We start from the raw sequence: 23287 nt of genomic DNA on the forward strand, positions 1-23287 counted from the left end.
GATAAGATATCGGGCATGGGCTGAAGAGTGGCTTTTGAGTTTTCGTTGTGAGAGACAATAACTCTACTACGTCAGCCCTCTCTCTTCATACTCTTTTTTTGGCTAAGGTATTGCTCGTGAATAGTGATTAACTACTCATTATCGACTATTTGAAAAAAATCTGATTCAAAATTCTAAAAAAATTTGACCCATGCGGCTACGCCGAATCTCCTTTTTCTGTGGCGGCTGCGCCGTTATTTTTACCCAACCTGATGCTTTGAAAAAATCGACTATTACGGCTACGCCGAATTATCCTTTTGTATTACAGCTTCGCTGAATTATCTTATTGTGTCCTAGCTTCGCTGTTATTATCCTTCAATCTAAGCCAAAAAATCTAACTATTACAGCTTCGCTGTATTTACTTCCCTATTATGGCTACGCCGAACCAAAACTTATATCCTGCTTGATTTCTCAAATTCCGGCTACGCCGTTGATATCTCTCTCTGTACGTTGTAGCATTGACAGCAGAACGGCTACGCCGTCTGATTTCGTTCCAGTCCCCGCAACCTCCCCCAAAATCCGGCTAGAAGCAAGCCATGTCTTAAAGCTAACGCTTTACCTCGCTGCGCTCGGACGACGGCTTGTTCAAGGGGGAGTACCCCCCTTAAAAAACCCCCCTCGTGTTGTGCCGAAAAATGGTCAATCGTAAGCAGTCAAAAAGACTCGTCAGAAAACATCTGTTCTCGCTGAGGTTGAGCGATATCGAACTGGACTTGCTGCGTTTGAAATCAGCAGATGCGGGAATGTCAGCGAGTGAACTGATGAGGCGTAATGGATTGCTGCGACCACTGCCCAAACGACTGAGTAAAATTAGCCTACAAACATATTGGGAATTAGGACAAATCGGTAACAACTTAAATCAGCTTGTCAAAGCCACCAATACAGCTATAAAAATGGGGCGTACTCCACCAGCCAATCCAGAACTGTTAGAAGAACTTTTATCACTACTACACCAGTGCAGACGAGACATTGCACAAGTTGACACCGAATCAGACGACTGGGAAGAGGAGGAGGATGAAGATGATTGGGAAGCAGACGAAGGGTAGAGGCTTTCGCAAGCTGTTGGATTATTTGCACAACAGCGAAAATGCCAAGCTGATTGGCGGTAACATGAGTGGCAGAAATGCCAGAGAACTGGCCAGTGAATTTCGACTGTCTCGACAATTAAACCCAGATGCCGAGCGTGTGGTTTACCATGTATCTCTATCAGCCGCTAAGGGTGACGTAATTTCAGAAGATAAATGGTGTGAAATTGGCAATCGCTACATGAAAGAGATGGGTTTTGATGCCAATCAATTTGCCATCTTTCGCCACGAAAACACCGACGATGATCATGTCCACATTGCCGCCAGCAGAATCAGGTTAGATACTGGGCTATTAGTCGATGATTCTTGGGATTATGTGCGCTCTGAGAAAGTGCTGCGGCAGATTGAGCAGGATTATGATTTAGTTCAAGTTCAGGGCAGCAGAGAAAAACTGAATCGCACCCAAAGCACAGGACAATTTCGGCGCATTCAGCGAGAGCAAGAAGAATATTCGCAAGGTAGGCGTGATACTCCACCAGAAACCAGTGTTAAAGAGTCAATTCAGCAGATAATTGACCGCGCATCTGTTGACAATCCTCAGATGCCTGAATTGATTGTGCGGTTGCAGCAAGCTGGTATTAGTGTAAGGACAGGATTTACCAGGAATGGGAAGTCAAAAGGCATTTCATACCAGAAAGATGGAGTTGCTTTTAGTGGCACACAGTTAGGTGCAGCTTATACCTTCCCTGGTTTGCAAAAACATCGTGGTGTTGACTACCAGCCAGAACGTGATGATGAGCGCATTAACGTAATTCTGTTGATTCCTTCTGTTCCACTGCCAATTGAGCAGTTAGAAAAGTTTCTTCAAGAAATTGAACTCAAACAAACTCAATTCACTCCACCACCAGAAGATGAAAGTTTACGCCCGGTATTGCAAAATTACCTCACTCAAAAACGCGGTTTAACCAATTTCCTTGTAGGGGCATTACAACGCCAGGGGTTAGGTTACATCGACACGCAGCAGCAGCATCGTGTGGTATTTATCAAGCGCGATTTAAACGGCGAAAAGTCAGGCGCACTGGTTTGGGATACCACACGCCTTGACAATCGGTGTATGGAGTACCCTGAAAATAGCGATCGCTCAAAGGGATGGTTTTACCTAAAATTGGGTGGAGAGCCTGACTCCCAAATCGAGAGAGTTATTTTGTGCGATTCTCCAATTGAGGCACTCTCAATTGCACATATTGATAGGGATGCACACAAGGGACAACCACCAGTTAGAACAATGTACATGGCTGTTGATGACCCGAACTCGTTGCCCCTGGAATTGCTCAAGAATGTGAACAGAATTGCTTTGGCATTTAATAACGATGAACAGGGCAATGAAACAGCGCAAGTTGTTCAAAAAATGCTACCCCAGGCTAAAAGAGTTGCACCTAGTGGGCGGACTTGGAATGAGATTTTGATTGAAGCGAAGCAGCGAGAAATGGAACAGCAGAAACAACGTTCTAGAGGTTTTAGTCGATGAGTCGTGTTGCGCCGACGAACTCGTTGTCGCTATCGCTCAATTAGGCGGTGCTGGGACGGGGCAACAGTTTACTCGTGGGGATGCCTAGTTTATCAAAGCCCCGCCCAGCACTCCGCTATCGCCGCCTAATTGCCACGAGTTCTTGAAACCTGAAAAAATGCCAGTGAGCGCAGTTCGCGGTATTTTCGTCAACAACTTGTGTGGGCTAATAATTGCTGTCTTCACCTACAATTTGTATCCCTTGCTAAACCAATAGGAGTCCTATATTAATATAGTGGGAGTATCCTGGAGGTCTAGATGAATGTACAACTTGTTAATTCCCTCGTAGAAGTGGTACTAAACCTCTCCCCCGAAGAGCAAAAACTGTTTCAAGAAAAGCTGAATAACAAGCATCTAACGTTACTAACTAATAAACCTCAAACATCGGAAGAGAAATTATTACTTTGGCAGGAGTGGGTAGATACAGCACCAAAAAGCTATGCCAACCTTGATGATGAAGCTCTGCGTCGAGAAAACATCTACGATGATGAAGTATGACCGATTATTTATTAGATACCAATATCCTATTACGCTCCTCTGATATAGCTTCACCAGATTACAATCTTGTTGAACGCACAATCAGGTATCTAATATCTAATAACCATCGATGTTTTATTACATCTCAAGTTTTAATTGAATTTTGGGTTGTAGCCACCCGTCCTGTAGCTGTAAACGGATTTGGATGGACACCAGAAGAAACCGAACGAGCGGTGCAAATGCTAATAAATCAGTTTGAGTGGCTAGAAGAAACACCAGATATATTTCGCCTTTGGTTTAGCCTCGCTACAACTCACAAGATTTCAGGTAAACGCACCCACGATTTACGTATACAAGCAGTAGTGCTTGCCCATAAAATTAGTCATATTCTGACTTTAAACCCAAAAGACTTTGTAGAAGTTGAAGGAATTACTATTGTTCATCCTAGTAGCATAAACAGCTAGAGACGGGGATTTAATGTGATCATAATTTTTGATAAACAATACCAATTTACCCATCAACAGTTATCTTAAACTGTAACGGTGCAGTAAACCAACTCACTTATGAGCCGAATCATCGCAGTATTTAATCAGGCGGGAGGTGTTGCCAAAACCACCCTTACCCAAAACCTGGGCTACCAAATAGCGCAATTGGATCATCGTGTCCTGCTCATCGATATAGACCCCCAAGCCAGCTTAACTATCTTTATGGGCTTGGTTCCAAGGGATTTAGACGAAACTGTTAATAATGCCATTGTCGATGAACGACCCCTATCAATTCATGAGGGCATTCATGGCATGGATTTAGCCCCGGCTAACATCTCTCTTGCTACGGCAGAAATGCAATTGGTTAACGCTTCTATGCGTGATTTTCGCTTACGAGAAGCCATCGAACCAATCCAAGATAATTACGATTTCATCCTTATAGATTGCCCTCCCAGCTTAGGTTTACTCTCTTATATCTCCCTGGTCGCTGCCACTCATGTTCTTGTCCCTCTAGAAACCCATTTCAAAGCCTTTGAAGGTACAGGCGAACTCTTAAAAACCGTCGCTACCGTCCGCAACAAGCCCAATCGCAAATTACAAATAGCTGGATTTGTACCCACAAAATACGATGCCCGTAACTCTCAAGACACTCGTACCCTAGCAGCCATCACCGAACAACTAGCAAACGCCGGAACAATATTCCCTCCCATTCCGCGCTCTACCGCTTTTGTTGATGCCTCAGAGGAACGAATGCCCCTGGCAGTTTACGACCCCAAGCACTCATCTGTCCAAATCCTCAAAAAAATAGCCCTTAGTTTATCAACCTTAAAATGAGACGCACCAAAACCACCCAACCCCTGAAAAGCAAAATTGAAGTACCTTGGGACACTACAGCTATCAATAATGCTGCTTCTCCCCAGTCCATGCCCTTAGAGCAGATTACTCTACCACCGACACAACCACGCCGCTACTTTGACCCGGAATCGTTAAAGCAGTTAACCGAATCGATAAAACAGCATGGCATCCTGCAACCTCTGTTAGTCCGCCCCGTTGTTGATGGAAAACACGAACTCGTAGCAGGGGAGCGCCGCTATCGTGCTGCAACTGAACTTGCTTTAAAAGAAGTACCAGTTGTTATTAGAGAATTAGATGATAACGCTGCTTTTCAACTGGCACTCGTAGAAAACCTACTGCGGGAAGACCTTAACCCAGTTGAAGAAACTGAAGGCATCCTGCAACTGCTGGCTCTCAAACTAGGTCGAAGCCCCCAGGAAGTACCCCCATTACTGTATCGTCTACAACGCTTACAAAACAAGACATCTACAGTTACCCATAACGTTATGGGCGCACCCGAAGGTGAAGGTGATGAACCTACCCATAACGTTATGGGCGGAGGTGAAACTGACTCCAATAATAACACTATCAGCGAGGATGAAGGCGAAGGTGATAAACCTACCCATAACGTTATGGGCGAAACCGAAACCCCTAATTTAGACCCCAATCATGAGCCATCTGCCGACACTGATCTAAAAATTGTTGAAGGTGTATTTGAGGGACTTGGCTTAATGACTTGGGCATCTTTCGTCAAGAATCGTCTGCCCTTGCTAAACCTCCCTGAAGATATTCTTTCTGCACTAAGACAAGGAAAACTTGAATACACCAAAGCCAAAGCCATTGCTGCTATTCAGGATTTAGACGAGCGCGTTGCCTTTGTAGAACAAGCTATTGCTAACAACTGGTCTTTAAGCGAAATTAAACAGCGCATTAGTGAAAAGAAGACCCTTGCCTCTAACCCTCAAACTGAATCTAACAATTACAAAGAACGTTTTGCTGTTGCCACCACTAAACTAAAAAAATCACGCATCTGGTCAGACCCTAAAAAACGCAAGCAAATCGAAAAATTGCTCTCACAACTGGAAACGCTGACAAATTTTGAGTGACCTTACCTACCCATAGCATGATGCAGAAAACAGAAGATTCAAATATTTTTTATACTTAGCTTGTGTTCCTTTTTAAGTTTAAGTCCCTATGCTAGAGTCAGAAAAACTGCTCCAGATAGTAAAAGCTTGGTTAAGCTATATCAGATTAGAGGAACTGACTCAAGCTGAGGTCGAGCGTTCTTCAGATATCTATTCAAAAGTAGTAGATAAGGGAGTCCAGCTTGTAGGCAACAAGTTACTCCTAGATAGCGAAGTATTTACGCAATTCCAGCAACAGCAACAAGCAGCCACTAGAGGTAACAAAAATGATGTGCAGGTGGCTGTCGCTTTCCCACAAATCTATATAATCAACGGCAAGGGCAAAGACCAAAAGCTGAAATACTTGCCTCTGTTCACCATCGATATTTCACCCATTTTAAAAGGGAATTACCGCAAAACTGGCTGGGACTTGACCGAATACGAGTTTCAGCCAGTGAACGTTAATTTAATGCGGTTGTACGGGCTAGAGGAAGAACAAGCCGAATCACTGATTGTTGCATCAGGAATTTTAAAATTCTTAGAAGACACATTTAAAGGAAGATTCCCAACACTTCGAGACTTTCTAGAACTGGTAGACTTCCCCGAAGGAAACTACAAAACCTCTCGACAACCTTATTTGCTACGCTGCGACTTTACACCCTATAATGCCCTCCTTAAGCAAGACATACAAGAAATATTTAAGGAACTGCAACAACCTGACTCTAAGGCAGAATGGCTAACTGAAACTCATCCAGCCATGCAGTACCTTTATGGTCAACCACAATTACCCAGAGATAAGGTGAGATTTTGGGGTGCTTTCCCTTCACACGCACCTGATGAATTTCAAGCCTCTGTCTTGAAACACGCCCAAGAAAACTTACTAACGGCTGTTTGTGGGCCACCGGGGAATGGAAAAACGGAGGTGTTTTTGCACCTCATAGCACAGCAAATAGTAAATCGAGCGTTACGGCTTGTTCACGATGAAGATGATGTAAATAATTTAATATTCTTTGTCGGTGCTAATAACAGCACCGTTAAAAAATTTCAACAACGACTGACTATAAATTCTTCTGCTCAACAGTTTTATCTTCCAGGCGGAAACCAAACTAATATCCGTAAGGAAACCTTACCCAAACTGCAATTAACCCAAGATTGGCTGCGTAATACTGAATTTAATCAAGATTCCTGGCAACAAGCCAAACTCGAATTACTACAAGCAGAAAGTGAAATTCAACAACTTATAGAGCAAGACCGCTTGAATACTGCTCAAAAAGTTATTGACATTGAACGGCGATCGCAAATTGATGTAGAAATCCAATCTCTCAATAACGAGATTGCAGCTAAGTCTTCCGAGTTGCAAGCCCTAACTGAACAGCTATCAAGTTTGGCTGCTTACGAAAATTTTCCCATTGATGCTTACGAACAGATACAAATCGCGTTATTCCAAGCAGAACGCGAACTGCCAAAAGATTCTGACTCTATTACAAAACGCGCCTTGGACTGGCTCAATGCTACTACCGACAAGCGGATTTTTCAGCGTTTGGCGAATCGGATAAACGCGGCTGTTTTAAACACTTTAGCTACAGCACATCCCTTTCAAATACCCATTGACCCCTCTAGTTTAACGACAGCAATCACCAGCGTTCACCAAAAAATTGATTTGTCACGGCAATGGCGGAATCTAAACCTGGAAGTAACTGAAATTCAAAACCAAGTAGCGGCTTTAACTAACGAACTAGAACTAAAACAGGCTCAACAGCAACAAATCCAAGAACAACTTGATACTTACCCCGCAGCAGATTTATACAGTCGTTTTTACCGTGACTATCACCATTTGCAGCTAGAACTATTTCAATGCGCCTGGGCGTTTCTGTTGCAAGAAACTCTCCGACGCAAGGATAGCGTTATGAGGGCATTAGAAACTTACGGCAGTGTATTAGCAGGGGATGGAGAAGCATTCTTAAAACTGTCAACTGATAGTGATGCCATCTACCGTGACTTGAGCTTGATTTTCCCGGTCATTACCTCCACCCTTCAATCAATGCGTAATATGTTGCCAATTCTTCAGCCCAATATCATCAAGCTGGCACTGGTGGATGAGGCAGGGACAACTCTTGTACACCAATTATTTCCTTTGCTGGTGAGATCCCAACAGGCAGTAGTAGCAGGCGACCCCCAACAAATTGAGCCTATCGTTAATATGAGCGATGATACCATCAAACAATATTTCAAAACTGCCTTTCTGGAGCGGGGCATGAGGAATGAAGATTATTATCGCTATGCTCCCACTGCTAAATATACGGCTACCGCTTATCATCGTGCTGCTGGTGCTAGTGGTACAGAAGGGGATTTAGGCAATGGCATTATTCTCTCTAATCATTATCGTTGCACTCCAGACATTATCCTGTTTTGCAGTCCTAACTACCCCGGTGGTCTGCAAATTCTTTCTCATGATCACCGGACGGCTACAGAACCGCATCTATTGGCTTACCATGTTGAGGGAAGCCACACCCATAACACTAATCCAGAAGAAATCGACGCTGTAGAAGCTGTAATTACATCCTTGCTTAAGCACGGCTACTCTATTAGCTCGGATGACAACTCAAAGACAATTGGGGTAATGTCGCCGTTTTTGCAGCAAGCTAACGCGCTCAAGTATCGGCTTTCTACCCGTTGGCGAAACTTTTCTTGGGAGGATATTGGCACAGTTCATAATTTTCAAGGTGGGGAGAAAGCAGCTATTATCTTCTCTGCTTACCAGTGTCACCAAGAGCATAGTTTTTGGTTCCTCAACCGCAAACCCAATTTGCTGAATACAGCCGTTAGTAGAGCAAAGAAATTGTTTGTTTTGGTGGGCAATGTTAGGGAACTAGAATTAGCTGGCGGTGAAACTAAGCGGTTAGTTGAACACATTCGACAACATGGGGAAATTCGTACTTATAATCTGCCTTGAATGGATGGCATCAGTAACGTGGCATTAACACCATCACTTTTGTCAGCTTTGATTTAGCGACACCACCCGCCTGATTAAACAGGGCGATAATGCGGCATTGTTTGTCAGGAGTTGACACTGGATGAAGTTCCTAGTAGATACGTTGAGGTAGGTCAACCGAATTGGTTTTAGTTTCTAGTGTACGTGGTGAAGATGAAAAAAGTTTATTTTTAGATGGAAATTGCAGTAGTTTTTATATAAATTCAGCGTATGTAGATTAAACAGTGTCACAAAAAACCAGTTCCAATAGTCAGACTATTATCTTTTCTCCTTACCAGTGTCAGCAAGAGCATAGTTTTTGGTTCCTTAACCGTAAACCTAATTTACTAAATACTGCCGTTAGTAGGGACAAGGAATTGTTTGTTTTGGTTGGCAATCTGAGTGAATTAGAATTATCTGGAGGTGAAATTAAGCGGTTAGTTCAACATATTCGACAATATAGGGAAATTCGTACTTAAGTGAGCCTTGAATGTATGGCATCAGCAACAGTTTGATACTAAGACAAATCTCTAAAGCTGTTGTTCAGGCAGTATTAACTTCAGTTTCCAATACACATTCTTTCTTTACATTGCAACTACTTTTAGTAGTAGTTGGGCTATAAATCATCGTTTCTTGATATTTTCTTTCTTTTTTTGTTTTATTTATGTGACAATCTCATACAAAAAGCGGTGAATTTAACTAAAATATATCAAATACTTCCGTTTTTAGACTAATGAGATTATGAAAGTACAAAAGGCAGCAGGTAAAAAGCTGCATAAAACTTTATATGAAGGTCATTATCTCCTGTCTCAGAAAAAAATATATTTTCTTCCTTCTTCCTTCTGCCTTCAGCTTTCTGTTATCTAAGTTTCTTCAACAATGATATTGTTTGAATAAAGAAAAATTTTATTTCAATAACAGTTTTTACTAATAACATAAGCTCAATTACGATTTTAAATTAAAAAGTAATAAAAATAGTAAACAATATGTTTGTGAAATTAATTAAATTTGTTAATAACAAAATATCTACACTCATTCGCTCAAGTTTTCACTTCATTTATAAAATTACACTTACTAGAAACACGAGAATATTTTTAGAACAGAATAAACTGGGCAGTGAAGTTAAAATATTTCAAACTAATGGTCAAGAGAATTCCGGTAAATTTGTCAATTTTGGTCGTGATTATATTGTTTTAAGAATAAATAGTGGTAATAAAGTAACAATTCTTACTAAGACTATAACTTCTTATATCGTTTTAAATGAACATATATTAAAACATGAAAAGAACGCTCAAGATGTAGAGAATACGCAGATAAAAGACGATAAAAGTTATCAATTTTTTGAAATATCTAGTAAAGCAATATCGGTTCAAACTCAAACAGAGGCTATCACTTCAGAAAGCGTAAGCAAAATATACGATATTGAAGGGCGTTTTCAAACTGCTATTCAAACAGCAAAGAGTAGTTTTAAGATAAAAATTCCAGATTTTAATATTTCATTAGATGAAATAAGCAGCCAAGATAAAAAGCTTTGGGATTCGATAATAGAACGATATAAGTATGCAAAAAGAAATAAGGAACTAAATAGTAAATTTGACAGAATTAACCGAATAATAAGTGATTTAGAAAAATTAAATAATAATTACCCTAGTTCATCAACTATAAAACGACATCTTGCATACTTTTATTCGTTATTAGAAAAATGGGATAAAGCTATAGAGTATTATCAGGATACTGTATTTTTATCAAATGCGCTATATGATTGGTTTAATTTAGCTGTAGTAGCATGGAAATCTAACAGATATGAAATAACTTGTTATAGTTTAGAGCAATTCTTAAGTCAGCGAGTTTTCATTGAAGAAAAAGATGCGTGGTTTATTTATACCAGTCTTTTGGAAATATTGACTAACTATCCTGCTTTCAAAAAGCTATATCAGGCAACTGAACGAGAAATTTTAAATGATGAATTTGTTTTATTATTAGAAACTGGTATTTATCTCATTAAAACCGCAGTAAATCAACAAGAAGCAGAAAAATTTGTTCAGAGATGGATACGTAAAGAACCACTAAAATTAGTATTAGAAGATATCTTAAATTATATAGATACTAATTTATACAATAGTTATGATGACTATCACAACTTTACTTTAGAATATCTTAGTTTTAAAAGCCAAATAATAGAATATATAAATTCAAATAAACAAAAAAAAGAGTTTTTAACTAATCAAAAAGAAGGATATATTTTTACTTATAAAAAAACCAAGGGATATGGTTCATTAAGAGATGTTAAAGGTAATCAATTTAATTTTAATCATAGAGATATTCAAGATGATGCCTTGCTTACAATACTAGCTAAAACAACTACTTCTCAGTTTCAACAAGGAAATCGAATAGCTGTATTTTTTGAACTTGCTAATGATGGGTTCAACCAATCAAAGGTTGTTAAATTATGTTTGCGTAGTAAAACTGATAATTTAGCAGAAGAGGAGCAACATGAAAAAGTACTTAAAGATATCCTTCAAGATTCAAATGCTTATGTTCGCGCCCTTAGTGCTTTGCTAGTTAAACAAGATTTGGAAAAAGCAGCAGAATTTTTCCGTCAAGCAATAGATAAAAGGGATAATTTTGAAAAATCAATTGAATGTATTGCAAGAGTACTGGAAGAGTTAGGTCGTATTCAAGAAGCTATTAATATTGTAGCCCGTTATCTTCCGCAGCTTACAGAGCAAAAACTATTTGAAGATTTATTATTAAGAATGTATTTGAAGCTAGAGCAGTACAAAAATTCTGCTATTTTACTTGAAAAACAAATTGAAGTCACTAAAAATAATGGAAAAAAATGTGAATTATTATGGAAACTGGTAAGTTGTTACATAAGGTATGAAGACTTTGAACACGCAGAAAACAAGTTCAAAAAGATATTAGAGCTACAACCCAATAATACAGAAGTTAAAAAAGATATTGTACTGTGTTTATTAAAACAACAAAAATATGAAGAATCGAAGTATTATTTAAATGAAATATTTGATAAAAATGATGAGCTAGAAATCAAGATATTTCTCGAAAAGATTAATAAATTAAAAGTAAAAGAAGATTTTGATAATTTACAGAAACTAATTTCTAATCAGTTAGATGAGATAGCTTCATCTCAACTTAAACCACTAATATCTGACTCAACATTTTCTAAGTTTATTACACATCTACAGATAGATATTAAAATTAAAGAAATATTGAAAACTGCTAATAAGTTAGCAAGCTTTAACCGTTATTCTGAAGCAATTTATGAAGTTCGTAAAGTATTTAGTATAGATCCTGAAAACCTTAAAGCGAAGGAATTTGAAAAAGAGTTTATAGAAGCACAAAGAAAACAGAGTGTACAAAATCTAAAAAATAAAAACAAAAACTTAAGTGTTTTCAATCAAGGGAAAGAAGCTCTAGATACAGGTAATTTAGAAGAAGCTGAAAGACTATTAATTAGAGCTATTAAAGAAGGAGATCGTCATGAGAGTGCTATTAAGGAACTGGCTGCTCTGAAGCAGCGAAAAAATCAACATGAAGAGGCCATTCATCTTCTACAAAATTATAAACACAAGGCAAAAGACAAAGTTGCTATTCTTCGGGTAATAGCGAATATTCATCAATCTTTAGGAAGGTATAAGGAGGCTATACTCACTTTACAAGAAGTTTTAGCATTAACACCAAATAATAGTAAAAATAATGTGCTTAAGCAAATTGCATTTGCATATTACAATTTACAAGAATATGAAGAGTCCGAGAAGATATTTAAACGTGTTTTACAACAAAATCCCAGTGATGAAACAGCACGAAGTCGGCTTGAATTGCTTGATTTTTTGCGCGAAAATAATCAAATTGATATGCAGAGTGAATGGAATGCTTGGTTTGCTCAGGAAGCAGTATCAGATGCTCAATTTAAATTAGGTGATTTTTTGAATTTTCATCTTGAACAATGCAATTATGAAGGGATAGAAGCTGAAAAGAAACAATCAAAACTATTTACAGAGAGAGATGTAGAAAAACTAACGCTGGTAGCTGATAAAAAGTTAAGTATTAAACGTCCTGATGAACGCGCAAAATATTATCTATCTGCTGCGAAGATACAGATACATCATCTTGGGTCAGAACCAGACGAAACACAACCGAGAGAGTATTTAAGAAACTTTTGTGCTGCAATGGGAGATGCTTGTATCCTAAATAATAAGGATAATGATGTAGCACAAGGTTATTACGCAGAAGCTTTTCGGGTTGCACCCGATTGGATAGATCAGTTAGAAGTCAAATTATTACAATATATTAGGGTTTACTACTCAACTGCTGAAGATGTACTGACAACCGATCGTCGGAGTGCAGATGTCGAATCCAGCCTTGAACAGGCTTTGAAGATACCAAATTTAGGGCGAATAGTAATTGAAGGATTATTATATCTTTCTTGGCTCAATCGTGATTTAGGTTATTTTTTGATCAGGAAGATTACCCCCAACAAACATCTACGGGCAATGGTGGAATCGTACTGCTGTGAGATTCTAGGTGAAAAAGCTAACACAACTACAAGCAAACTGGCTTTTTTACAACTCTGGAAGCGTGGAGAGGCTTTTATAGATTATCGAGAGCGAGATATTAGAGACGAATTAGTTTATCTCCATTCAGCAGCTACTAGGCTAGATTCTTTAGAGAATCAAATTTCAAGAGTTCAAAATATCAAACAAAAACTTATTTTTAAGATAGATAGAAATCGTCTTAATCAAATTCAAATTATTTTAAATAATCTCTACGAATATAGTCAAAATACTTCTTATAGCGAACGAGAATATTATAAAGATAAAATCAAAAATAGAATCAAAGAATTCCTTGAAGAAGTGAAAAATAATCCAACAAAGTATTCATGGGAATTATTTCATCCCTATGTTATCTCTCTTGGTGAAACAATTGAAAAACATTTTAATCAAATACAGCTAGAAGCAGAACCTGAACAGTTAAAAACAGAATTTGTAATTGATTCATATCCTGATAAAGAATCAATTATAGAATGTCAGATTCGCATTTCCAATGAAGAGGGTAAAAGCACAGCTAGTTCTATCAAAATTAAAGTAAAAAATTCACCAGCAAATGAATATATACCGCAGCAAGAATACATTGCTGTTAGTGAATTTTTGGAAGGAGGAAAGTCTGTTACTTGTTACATTCCAATTAATGTATCTCAAACAGCTAAGGAATCCAGATTTACCTTATATTACCAATTATCTTATAAAACAAGAACTGGAAAACGAATAGATAAAGATCATTCAGAGGCTATAAGTTTATATTCTGCTAAAGATTTCAAACAAATTAATAACCCTTACAGTTCATATGCTCAAGGTAATATTGTTGAAGAAGAAAATATGTTTTATGGACGAGATATGTTGATAGCTAATCTAATTTTATCTATTCATAATTCTTCTTCAAAAAAAAGCTTTATGTTTTATGGACAGAAACGAACTGGGAAATCATCAATACTTTACCATTTACAACAAAAGTTGACACTACCAATAATACCTGTCCGCTTCAGCATTCAAGGTGGTGATATGTCATTTCCTAACTTTCTCTACCAAATTGCTTTAGAAATAAATGAAGCTTTCGATGATTTAAATTATCAGCGTTATCCAAGTATTTCAATTAAAGTTCCACCTCTCGAAGAGTTAAAAGAAAATCCTCAGATGAGATTTCAAGAATATATGTCTGAGCTTCGGAAAAAGATGAGAGAAATAGATGAATATCGAGATGCAAAAATAATGTTACTTATTGATGAGTTTTCTTATATCTATGGTCTAATTAAGAGAGGTATTGTACCAGACATATTCATGCAATTTTGGAAAGCGTTGTTAGAAAAAGGCTACTTTGGAACTGTATTAGTAGGACAAGATTATATGCCAAAATTTATTAATAGTTTTCCTAATGAGTTTCAGATTGCTGAAAATCAGCGAGTTTCTTATCTAGCACGAGAAGATGCTGAAAAGCTAATTATTAAGCCAATTATTAGACAAGAAAATCAAGAAAGTCGTTACAAGGGTAATGCTGTCAATCGGTTAATTGATTTGACTGCCGGAAGCCCTTACTACATTCAGATTTTTTGTAATCGGTTAGTAGAGTACATGAACCGAAAAAAATTAGATTATGTAACTGAAGCTGATATAGACAGAATTAAGGATGATTTAATTAATGGAAATAACTCGCTTGATGGTGGAGCATTTGATAATTTAACCAGTGCTGGTGATAATAATACTGATAATATTTCTAAGGATGATGCAGAGGCAGTACTACATGATATTGCAAATGGGTCACGTTTACAACCTTACTGTGATCGCTCTGCTATCACTGCTCACACCTCAGCTAATATAGACGATGTTCTAAAAGATTTGGAAACAAGACAAGTTATAGAAAAACAGGGAACTGGATTCCGAATTAAAGTTGAATTGTTTAAAGAATGGTTACTGAAACATCAATAAACTAGAGCAAGAAGAATCAATGTCTTTGTCACGCCGTTAGATGTTTTCCTGCCAACCTTCAATCGTTGCAACCACCACGTTGACGTATGGATTATCCAGAAATTCTTCGATTGCAGCTTTCCCCGCAGCCTTGAGAGCATTAAAGAACCGCTCACGGCGTATTGGTGGAATCACCGCACTAACAAATGCTTTCTGTTCTGCTTCAGTTGCGTCAGGATTAGTTTCTGCTAGTTGTTTTAAGAGTTGTTGGATTTCTTGGGCAGCTTCGGCAAGTGTTTGTTTGGGTTCAGAGGTGACTGAGTAATCGTTTAGAGTTCCACCGGTTTGATCTCTACTAGCAAAGCCTCCACCAAACTTAGCCCCGCGTAAGTCATAAGTTGGTTTATTTTCAGGCATGTTACCTCCGTAGTGATTATCTCCATAATGATGTATAGTAACATTTGAATTAGAACTCCGTTTACTTGTTTCAGATTCTGTAAAAGCAGATTGCTTCGACAACAGAGCAATTATTTCTTTGCAATACTCGTCTGCTTTTTGAAGTTCATACGGTGCTAGAACTTTGTTGGAACGGTTAGATGCCATTGGGTTGCGAACCGTAGATAGAAATTGCAAACGCAAATGCCAGTAATCTTTATCTTTGCCTAGTATTGGTTCAAATAAACTCCAGTGTTGGCTAATAATTTTCCATAAATCATCCATGTTAGTAAAATCTAACAGACTGACTAAAGCACGAGAACCAAATCTTTTTTGCTCACGTCTCTGTAATTTACGACATTTATCAAACACCTCTTGCTTCAGTTTGACTTGTGATTTCTCCACTATTGAGATCCAATCACTGGTCTGATAATTTTTTTCTATTATTTGGTCAATACATGTTCGCAATTTTCTTTCAGTTTCATCCCAAAGATACCACAAATCTATTGTTCGGCTTACTCCCCTAAGATAATCCTCGAAATGTAATGAAAATGCAATATAGTATCCATTGTCAACTTTCTTAATTAATCCATATCTTTCTAATTCTTCAGCTTTTAAAATTGTCTCTTTTGTTACTGGCCCAAACAATGCTTGAAGTAATATTTTATCAAAAGAGCCATCTTCTTTCAATAGAACAAATAACTTATTATAATAATTTAAAAACTCACTTACTGAATTCGTAATAGCTTGTTGTAAATTGTATTGATGATTGTAAAGCCAGCTTTTTGATAACTCAAAAGCTAATAAAGATGCTAAATAAGGATGACCACCAGTATTCTCCCAGATAAATTCTGAAATATTACGATTAACTTCTAAACCAATTATCTTTAGTCTATCTAGTAATTTATCTAATTCATCTTTACTAAAACATCGCAGATATTCAGTCTGAAAAATATTATCAAAATTTGATACATCCTTGGTGCATTGCTTAGTAATTTCTGGAAGCTTACGGCGCGAAATAGTAACTATAGTTACACCATATTGAGGTTCATAAGCAAGTTTTCTCAATGCTTCAAATCCAGCACCATCTTTAAATATCTGACGTGCTTTATCAAATTCATCGATCACTCCAATAACACGCCACCCTAGTTGCTTGACTCTTTTAAATAACTTATAAACTTGAGCTTTAAGAACTATCCAAGGAAGGTCATGATTGAGTAAATCTTGACTTTCTAACAAAAGGAATTCATATTGTGAATCAGCATTCTTTAAGGCCTCTAAAGTTTGATTTCCTATTTGTCTAAATAATTCTTCATGAGTTTCAATATCCTCTAAGGATATCCATAAAGTTAAATTTTTTTTCTGAATTAATGATAATTGTGGATGAATTAAAACATGATATGCTAAACTAGATTTTCCAATCCTTGGTGAACCAACAATTGCTAAACAACCACCGGGGGGATTTAGAACTTTTTGTTGAATAGCCCAAATTGCTTCCTGACGACCAACAAATTGTTCGCCATAAACAAGCTTACCACTGCTAGCAAATGGATTATAGGTATTCTCGTCCATCATTTTGTTTTAGTCCTCTTCTTATAAATATCTCGTCACAATACCTACTAGTACTGGTTAAAGGCAAGCTGTGGAGGCCGGGGGAGTAAAAGAGTTATTATTGGTCGCTTCTTCATTCCTTCAGCTTGCCACGACATTACGCAAAATTCTCTTAGTAGACTACTAGCCATCTCGTCAGACTTTTTAATTTGGTAGGAGATCGCAAAACAAGCAACAGAGATCGCTTTTTACTAATTAAACCCCATTTCTCCGCAGCTTGTCCTGAAGTTCCGAACTGTCCCAACTCTCTCTAAATCTTGTAAATCAGCAAAAAATTTACTGGTTCGCAAAAGATAAACAGCCGATAGACCCTTAAAGAATGTATTCATGCTTTTAATGTTTACTGGAAGAGAACGCAGCGAAAAATCAAAAAACCAATGGGGCGTGCATGATCGAGAAATCTAAAATTCAAAACGGCTCAGACCATCGCTTAACTAAAACCTCCCCAGAACTCCTATCAGGGCTAACGTGCAGATATTTACTCGTAGTATCCAAACTTGTATGCCCAAGAGTAGCCTGTACCAAATGCACCGGAACACCTTCTTCTATTGCATGGGTAGCGTGACTGTGCCTAAACCAGTGCGCTGAAACATTCATGGCATTCTCTAATTCTGCTGCCGCCCTTTTTACCACTCGGTCAATATGAGAAGGGGCTAAGGGTCTAAGAGTAGCATTGGCAAACACAGGCGCATCCTTCAATGTTTGACCGCGCAGTGACATTTCTCTATAGTAATTCAAAAATCCAAAGCAGAGATAGCGTTTTGCTTCTGCTTCTCAGTTACCCCCAGATAACGCTCCAAAGCCGCCAAAGTCCGATGCCCCGATATCTCTTGGATATGGCGTAACGGTATCCCCGCATCACTCATCCTGGTTAACGCAGTCCTCCTAAAACTGTGCGTACTCACCCCCTCAATCCCCAGCCGCACACAGGTATCTCTGAGGATTTTGTCAGCACTGACCTTGTGGATGTGTCCTAACCCATGCCGACCAGGAAACAAGAACTCTTTGCGGCGGTTGGGGTTGTACTCTTCTAAATACTGCTTGAGCTTCGGATGCACTCGAATTTCCCTGGTGTCTCGCTTCCCCTTGGTGTTGACACTCCGTAATACCAACACTCCCCTGACACCATTGCTGCCAAACACGTCATTTACTGCCAACGTGCAAGCTTCATTGATTCGGCAAGCAGCATAAAGACACACGCCAAATAAAGCCCGATCGCGCGGGTTGACAAACCCCTCAGTAAATAGGAGATTAATTTGGTCGGGGGTAAGGATTTCTGCCCTACCGAATCTGTTTATTTTCATAGGGTCTAGCCTACATTGTCAAACCACAATAAAACAATGTAAGTCACCAAAAACCCTATTCTCTCGTCAGCGATGACACACCCTTAACCCAGGCTTATCAATCAGCCCTACAGTCCGACCGCTACAACCCTCATTATTCCGTTGGCTGATTAAACTTCCTTATGCTTGCAGCACAGTGACCACTTAGAGGTATGATCTGCACCAATAGTATTCGTTCATGTTGGGGCTGTCTCAACTGTCTATACTCGCTTCTACACCCCTGGTTACTCCATCGTTGCTATCAAAACGGATATCATTTTTCTCTCCACCAGCGTCTACACTATGTCTAGACGGAAATCAAAGGGCAATGGCTACAAAGGATTTGAGTTAAAGATACAGTAGTTACAGATAATTCTCGGTAACTAGGATGAGTAGACTTTCAGTAGTAGGGGTCATCGTGCCAAAACGGGTTTTTTGTACGTTAAGGAATATGCTCATACTGCGAAACGATTACTATGCTGTACTTCCAGCCCAAGCTTCACCTTCATTTTTCGATTAATGCTTCAGAATCAGGCTTCAAAACTAACTTGCCCAAAAATAATGTTTGGGTGTCGTGAAATTGGGTACGGTAGAATAAGCTTTCCAGCCTATTCTGTGTCAAAAACTTGCCCATAAATGACTATTTTTGGCGATGCTCAACACCACCTCAGAACCTTAAACATAAAAAATCAAAAATTTTTAAACCGAGCAAGCTGTAATTCAGTCTGGGAAAGGTGTTGGGAGATTGTCTCAAGTTCTTAGCGTACAAAATTCCCGTTTTGGCACGATGACCCCAGTTACAGAGAAAGTCGGAATTGTTAGCAGAAGCTTTGGGAAAGTTGACAGCCTAACGGCGGAATTGTCAGCTGTTAGGCAAGAGTTACAGAGCCAGTTACAGATAAAGGAGAAGTTACACAATGTAATATCTGTAACTGATTATCAGGCAATACGCGATCGCATTCTGCAAAACTGGCGTGTGTCAAAACGTACTGAATCTACTGACCGCATCGCTCAAGTGTTGGATGCGTTTATTGCTGAATTGACAACAGATGGCGAATCTTTAACACCTGCATCTACACAAGCATCTATACAAAATCAAACTACAGCCCCACTGGTGGATAAGCCAAAACTTGAGTCTGTTGTAGTCAAGCAATCAGCGCAGATTCGGCTGTGGTTACGAGTGGAAAATAATAATAAATTTATTCGGCGTAAAAAGAAGGTGCGAGAGCATATCGAGCGATTCTGCCTTGCTTTTTATAATGCTCAAAAAACCACTGCCAATGGCTGCGAGTATATTATCACCATCCCTTATGAAAGCGATGAAGACCTGAACAAACAAGTTTACGATCTGTTTGGGGAAATGGACTCTCATGCTGACATGGATTACTGCTTTATTGAAGTAGATGCCCATGAGATTGGGACTGATAGGAGTTGGTAAGTTTGGGTTTACTTAAACGACTGCTTGAACAAGTACGCTTTGAGTGGGTAGTTTACTCTGCTTGTTCTGCGTTGGTTTGAGAATTTACCACCTCAGAAGTAATTTCCTCAACCGATAAATCAACTGCCTTTGCCACCTCGGAGATGCTATAGCCCATGCTCAAAAAGCGTGCTGCTGCTTTTAATTTGGTTTGACGTTCCAAGTCTTTGTAGATTCGTGTTTCTTCAATGTTCAGTCCCAGCATAGCTTCCACTTCCTCTCTACTCAACGAAGAAAACTTGTAAACGGCAATTGTCGTAATAATATCTATTATCTCGTCTTTCGGCAGTGCGCCAGTTGACTCTAATTGTACTCGCTCAATCAATAGACGCGCTTGCTCTGCCATCGTTTCATCCGATGCAGTTGTCAACTGCATTAAATTGATGCCTATTGGCAGAGTATCGGGATTACCTAACTCATCCAAATAAATGCGCTGCACTTGTTCGCTGTTGAAAAACATTCGATGAGTTCTTGTATCACTTGGTTCCAAACTACGTGATGGAAAAATTACCACACAGTACCAGTCATCGTATTCAGAGCGATTCCGGTTCAAATACATCATTGATTCGGTAAAAAACCGATGATACAAACCTTCATCTTTCTGAAATTGAACTTCTGCAAAAAAGATAACTCTGGATGTTGCACCCTCTGGAGGTAAAAAGACCCCATCAATGCGAAAGGAGGTTTCTTTTACCTCAACTGACTCAAATCGATAATTCTGCGCCTCTTGGGGGCGGTCATCAACGAGTTCAAAAATTAACGCAGGAAAGCGTTTAAATATTTGGTAATAAATGGAGTCCCGTTTCACTAAAACACAGGTATTAGCAGATTATTTATGATTTATTCTATCGTGAAAATAACACCATCGCTATCGTAATATTGTCCCAGTTTATGGGAGGCAACTAATTTTTTGAAGAGTCATTACTAAGCCAAGCTAGTTGTTGACCAATTCCTAATCCCATAAGAGGAATCTCAACTGTATAACCAACTTCTTGCAGACGTGGCACTAAATATTCTCTATATTTTTTACCAGCGAAAAATCGAACTGTACCTTTTTCTGGGAAGACTTGCAAAATTTCTTTAAACACTTTATCTGACCACTGTTTACGCTCAGTAGCTTTCATATTGTTCAAAGTTAGCTCGTAAGGTTCAATAACTTTATCTGTGTGTAGTAAACCATATTTAGCTGAAACAATGTACCAGTCCCATTTCTGCTGTTCAACATAAGCTCTGGCTTTTTTGAACCAAGGGGATTTATATAGGTCTTTAGCAGGATTGGGCTGATTTTCTTTCAAACTTACACAAGCAACAATAGTAATACTAGACATAATTTTAATTATCCTAAAAATTGAGCATTTGGGAATGTTTTCATAAATAAAAGGTGCGCTGCTATCAAATCATTTTCTAGTTCTAATCGCTGATGATGCGCCCATGAGTTATTGATTACCCAAGAACATTCTAAAATTCCAGCATTTGCAAAGACTTGTCCTTGTTCTGTTTTAGGGTTTTGTGCTTTACCTAAATGATTAGTTAGTCGAGCTTGAATTATTCCTTGTCCAATGTAGATTAGTTCTGCTTGATGACGACTACGAATGCGGTAAAGTCCTAATGAATTTTTAGCAAGAGATGTTAGTTCTGCTTTTGTAAGCGGAACCCAATCAGACCATTCATGACCACACCAGTAATTACTTTGCAAATCTTTTTGCAATTCTGCTACAGGAGATATACCAGGAAGATGACTTTGTTCTAACTCTGATATCAGCCCACCCCTTAAACGCTTTCCTGCTTGTACTAGCTTAGAGTTATTAGAAGTAGACATCCGATAACCAACAGGCATTCTGCCAAAATTTACTGTTGGAGATTGACTGTACTTTTGTCGATAAAGGCTAATGGCTAAAGCTTCCAATCCCTTTCGCCACGATGTTGTTCCTTGAACAGGGAGTACGGATACTTCAAACTCACAACTAGAGCTATGGCGTAAAGCCCAAAGTGCTGGAGCCGCAGTATGGGGGTCACGATAGGGCATCTCCTGGTCGTAAACTCCGCGTAGCATTCCTAGTCGCTTTTTCAGAGTCATTGTACCTTCGCCAGTTTGCCCTATGTAGTCAAGATCATCTCTATTAACCCGGCGGATTCTATAAAGTCCAGGTAGATTTGGTATAAGTGACCCACGCCAACATCCATTTAATGGCTGCCAAGAAGACCACGAAAAAATTTGCTCTATTTGAAGCATCAAGACTGTACTTTATTAAGTCATAGTATTTTTAGTATTCCCAAAATCGAATTATGTTATTCGAGTTGGGGTAAATATAGCGTCGCAGACACCAGGGGCATTCCTAACCGTATAACCTCCTATCCAAGTAATTTTTTACCAGCACTTGACAATTAGTATATCAAATTTGTAAGATACATCGTTATTACATATATCATCCACTAGCAAGTAATTAATGGCTAAGAAAAACGAAGAATTAATCACCCTATCAGCACTTGAAGAAGACCTGCTGACAGTGTTGCGTGGTAAAGAGCTATACGGACTGCAAGTTATGAACGCTATTAACGAAGCTAGTGATGGTAAGCGCCAGATAGGATTTGGTAGCCTGTACCCTACACTCCATCGGATGGAAAAAAAAGGTTTAGTTAAATCTCGTTGGGGTGAAGAAACAGACGCAGAATCAGGTGGTGCGCGACGCAAATATTACGAAATTACTGGTTTAGGAGAACAGGTACTTAGAGAAACTCAAGAATACCGCGCCCATCTTGCTGGATGGAAACCAGTTTTTATTGAACAATTGAATTTTGTACAACTAGTACCTAATCAATTGGGAGTAGAGGGGGTGTAATATGGAATACTTGAATAATTTTTTGAAAGAAATCCCCAAACTCCCAATAATATTTCAAATTGTGCTGTTACCAGTATTATTCATACTGTGGCTCATACTATGGGTCTTTCCAAGATTATTACTAATAATCTTGTTTGTAATTGCGTTGTGTTGCAAACAACAAATCAAACCTCTTATAGAACGATTTGTAGAGCATAAAAACCAGGGTATTAATCAAGCTTTAAACAAGATAGAAAAAATATATGAGGTACAACTTCAGATTGCGTTCAATAATGATTGTAAAGAGATTGATAGCAGCATTCTTTTACAAACTCAGCAGGATATAGAAAAAGCTATCAAAACTTTCCACGATTCAAGAGAAAGTTTAAAAAATGCCAACGTTGAATTTGATGAAGCAATCAAAGATTTTTTTAGCGATAATCAATCATCAACAAGAAAAGCTAAATTACCCGTTTGGATTGTAAAAAACTTCCAGAAGACTGGCGAAGTGACCTAGAAGAATTGCAGAGAAATTGGATAAAATCTGGATGCTCAGGATTAGTTTTTCATCTCAGAACGACTCGGTGTTTGTTGGGAATGGGTTGGGCTAAATTAAGAATTA

At 38.6% G+C, this 23287-nt stretch carries 18 protein-coding genes; 12 read left to right on the plus strand and 6 right to left on the minus strand.

The genetic code is table 11. The annotated features are described in order from the left end of the window. Window positions 1-674 precede the first annotated feature (674 nt). From H6G28_RS33105 to H6G28_RS33150, 9 genes are all read left to right on the plus strand, one after another. Window positions 675-1085: a plasmid mobilization protein gene (locus H6G28_RS33105; protein WP_190677290.1), complete on the plus strand. Its 411-nt coding sequence runs from the start codon at window positions 675-677 to the stop codon at window positions 1083-1085. Further along, complete coding sequence (locus tag H6G28_RS33110) at window positions 1060-2592, plus strand: relaxase/mobilization nuclease domain-containing protein (RefSeq protein WP_190677292.1); 1533 nt, start codon at window positions 1060-1062, stop codon at window positions 2590-2592. Before H6G28_RS33105 ends, H6G28_RS33110 begins: the two co-directional genes overlap by 26 nt. A 297-nt stretch (window positions 2593-2889) precedes the next feature. Further along, window positions 2890-3129, plus strand: a complete 240-nt coding sequence (locus tag H6G28_RS33115) for a hypothetical protein (protein WP_190677295.1) — start codon at window positions 2890-2892, stop codon at window positions 3127-3129. Next, on the plus strand, window positions 3126-3572 hold the full coding sequence (locus H6G28_RS33120; RefSeq protein ID WP_190677297.1) for a type II toxin-antitoxin system VapC family toxin: 447 nt from the start codon (window positions 3126-3128) through the stop codon (window positions 3570-3572). The genes H6G28_RS33115 and H6G28_RS33120 overlap by 4 nt, the downstream gene beginning before the upstream one ends. Window positions 3573-3671: 99 nt before the next feature. Further along, window positions 3672-4427 carry a ParA family protein gene (locus H6G28_RS33125; protein ID WP_190677299.1) on the plus strand — a complete coding sequence of 252 codons (756 nt, stop codon included), beginning with the start codon at window positions 3672-3674 and terminating at the stop codon, window positions 4425-4427. Beyond that, window positions 4424-5533 carry a ParB/RepB/Spo0J family partition protein gene (locus H6G28_RS33130; RefSeq protein ID WP_190677302.1) on the plus strand — a complete coding sequence of 370 codons (1110 nt, stop codon included), beginning with the start codon at window positions 4424-4426 and terminating at the stop codon, window positions 5531-5533. The genes H6G28_RS33125 and H6G28_RS33130 overlap by 4 nt, the downstream gene beginning before the upstream one ends. Before the next feature lie 88 nt (window positions 5534-5621). Further along, the gene (locus H6G28_RS33135; protein WP_190677304.1) at window positions 5622-8504 is read left to right on the plus strand and encodes a DEAD/DEAH box helicase; all 2883 of its coding nucleotides are present in this window, start codon (window positions 5622-5624) and stop codon (window positions 8502-8504) included. A gap of 263 nt (window positions 8505-8767) precedes the next feature. Continuing rightward, window positions 8768-9001, plus strand: a complete 234-nt coding sequence (locus H6G28_RS33145) for a hypothetical protein (RefSeq protein ID WP_190677306.1) — start codon at window positions 8768-8770, stop codon at window positions 8999-9001. Between the two features lie 507 nt (window positions 9002-9508). Beyond that, a complete protein-coding gene (locus tag H6G28_RS33150; RefSeq protein WP_190677308.1) occupies window positions 9509-15022 on the plus strand; it encodes a tetratricopeptide repeat protein in 5514 nt (1837 codons plus the stop codon). Window positions 15023-15058: 36 nt separating this feature from the next. Here the strand turns inward: H6G28_RS33150 and H6G28_RS36505 are convergent, their stop codons facing one another. The 3 genes from H6G28_RS36505 to H6G28_RS33165 all read right to left on the minus strand — a co-directional run bounded on the left by H6G28_RS36505 (window position 15059) and on the right by H6G28_RS33165 (window position 18351). Next, window positions 15059-17011, minus strand: coding sequence for a P-loop NTPase family protein (locus H6G28_RS36505; protein ID WP_199333002.1), 1953 nt, complete (start codon window positions 17009-17011; stop codon window positions 15059-15061). Window positions 17012-17455: 444 nt separating this feature from the next. Next, on the minus strand, window positions 17456-17767 hold the full coding sequence (locus tag H6G28_RS33160; protein ID WP_190677310.1) for a tyrosine-type recombinase/integrase: 312 nt from the start codon (window positions 17765-17767) through the stop codon (window positions 17456-17458). A gap of 14 nt (window positions 17768-17781) precedes the next feature. Continuing rightward, complete coding sequence (locus H6G28_RS33165; protein ID WP_190677311.1) at window positions 17782-18351, minus strand: tyrosine-type recombinase/integrase; 570 nt, start codon at window positions 18349-18351, stop codon at window positions 17782-17784. A 763-nt stretch (window positions 18352-19114) separates the two neighbouring features. Here H6G28_RS33165 and H6G28_RS33170 point away from each other — a divergent pair. Next, entirely contained in the window at window positions 19115-19807 is a 693-nt protein-coding gene (locus H6G28_RS33170) for a hypothetical protein (protein WP_190677312.1), read from the plus strand. A 52-nt stretch (window positions 19808-19859) separates the two neighbouring features. Here H6G28_RS33170 and H6G28_RS33175 read toward each other — a convergent pair whose 3' ends face one another. The 3 genes from H6G28_RS33175 to H6G28_RS33185 form a co-directional block, all read right to left on the minus strand. Continuing rightward, window positions 19860-20654: an Rpn family recombination-promoting nuclease/putative transposase gene (locus tag H6G28_RS33175; protein ID WP_190677314.1), complete on the minus strand. Its 795-nt coding sequence runs from the start codon at window positions 20652-20654 to the stop codon at window positions 19860-19862. Window positions 20655-20748: 94 nt separating this feature from the next. Continuing rightward, the gene (locus H6G28_RS33180) at window positions 20749-21174 is read right to left on the minus strand and encodes a DUF6884 domain-containing protein (protein ID WP_190677316.1); all 426 of its coding nucleotides are present in this window, start codon (window positions 21172-21174) and stop codon (window positions 20749-20751) included. A gap of 8 nt (window positions 21175-21182) precedes the next feature. After that, window positions 21183-21923: a GIY-YIG nuclease family protein gene (locus H6G28_RS33185; RefSeq protein ID WP_190677318.1), complete on the minus strand. Its 741-nt coding sequence runs from the start codon at window positions 21921-21923 to the stop codon at window positions 21183-21185. A gap of 370 nt (window positions 21924-22293) precedes the next feature. On the opposite strand from H6G28_RS33185, the gene H6G28_RS33190 reads away from it, so the two are divergent. Continuing rightward, entirely contained in the window at window positions 22294-22686 is a 393-nt protein-coding gene (locus tag H6G28_RS33190) for a PadR family transcriptional regulator (protein ID WP_190677320.1), read from the plus strand. 1 nt (window position 22687) lies between these two features. Further along, window positions 22688-23182 (plus strand): hypothetical protein, encoded by a 495-nt coding sequence (locus H6G28_RS33195; protein ID WP_190677322.1) that lies wholly within the window; start codon window positions 22688-22690, stop codon window positions 23180-23182. Window positions 23183-23287: the final 105 nt, after the last annotated feature.

It is taken from the genome of Nostoc sp. FACHB-190, assembly GCF_014696905.1.
Classification (GTDB): domain Bacteria; phylum Cyanobacteriota; class Cyanobacteriia; order Cyanobacteriales; family Nostocaceae; genus Nostoc_B.